We start from the raw sequence: 1,362 nt of genomic DNA, 5'->3' as shown, positions 1-1,362 counted from the left end.
TTGACGGCTATTGAGGCGTTGACGTTGTTGGATGTGTTGCCGCAGGCTGGGGATCATAAGGTGGTGCCGAATCAGCGGGATGAGTATTTGCCTCGTACGTGGTTGAGGTCTGGTGGTGATGGGTCTTCGGGTGTGGTGGAGCATTCTGCGTTTGAGACTCCGTTGACTGGGCCTGTTGATGAGGTTGAGGTTGATGGTGTTCGTGTGAATGATCAGCCGATTGATACTTTTTTGACTGAGACTGGTGTGAAGCTTTCTGCGAATGCGGCGTTTGAGTATTTTTATTCGTTGGATGCGCAGGGTGTGGATACGGCTTCTGTGGTGAATTCGCGGTGGTTGCGTAAGGATGAGGTTTCTGATTGGTCGCGTGTGAAGTCTGTGAAGGCTGTTTTGCGTCCGGGGATGAAGATTTTGTCTGCGGGTTTGGCTCATATTGTGACGGGGAATCGTTTGCCTTTTAGTGAGGCGACGAAGGGTTTGGATATTCATTCGCGTGCGATTAATTCGTTGGCTACTTCTGAGGATGGGATTAATTTCCGTGAGGCTAATGAGGTGACGGCGGAAAATATTAAGTATTCGATTGATGGTATTGCGTTTTTTGATATTGATCGTGATGGTAATGCGCGTGCGGATGAGGCGCGTATTGGTGGTCGTCGGGTTGTTGTGGTGCGTCAAAGTGATTCGGATCCGTCTGTTTTTACTGTGGCGCGTGATCCTGCGGGTGTGCCGATTGTTGGGCGTACTGATGAGGATGGTCATTATCGGTTTGAGGTGTATGCGCGTGGTAATTATGCGGTGCGTTTCTTGAAGGAGGATACTGAGACGGTTGCTCCTGCTGGTAATGGTGTGGTCAGTGTGGCTAATCATTCGGTTGCGGAAGGTTCTGTTGCCAGTCCGTGGGATGATGTTGCTGGGGATGTGGCGTATGTGCAAAGTACGTCTGTGTCTTTGCAGCCTACTCATCGTCATGATACGCGTAATGCTGCTTTTGTTTCTGATAAGCAGCCGTTGAGTGTGCGTAAGGTGGATCAAGATGGTGAGCCGATTCAGGGGATCACGTTTACGTTGAGGTATGTGGGCGCGTTGGATGGTCAGCCTGAGCTTGAGGTGGGGGATCGTCCGGGTGTTCAAACGGGTGTGACTGATTCAGATGGTCTTGTTCGTTTTAAGCCGAGTGTGTTTGGTAAGTACACGTTGAGTGAGTCGGGTGTGCCTGAGGGTATTGAGGGTTTGAGCGCGCCGAAGGACTTGGTTTTGGATGGTCAGGCGTTGGATCATGATGATCAGGGTGTGGCTTTAGCGTTTTTGCGTGTGGTTAATACTCGGGTTAAAGCTGATGTGACTGTGAAGAAAACGGATGCG

General features: G+C 50.4%; 1 protein-coding gene. It reads left to right on the top strand.

Translation table 11 applies throughout. The annotated features are described in order from the left end of the window. Nucleotides 1-1,362, top strand: a 1,362-nt coding sequence (locus LRP54_RS08330) for a SpaA isopeptide-forming pilin-related protein (protein WP_231235758.1), incomplete at both ends; no start/stop codon positions are given.

This window comes from Schaalia sp. lx-100, assembly GCF_021083625.1.
In the GTDB taxonomy this organism is placed as follows: Bacteria; Actinomycetota; Actinomycetes; order Actinomycetales; family Actinomycetaceae; genus Pauljensenia.
The sequence above is the reverse complement of the archived record's forward strand: the minus strand, read 5'-3'. Positions and strand labels throughout refer to the sequence as shown.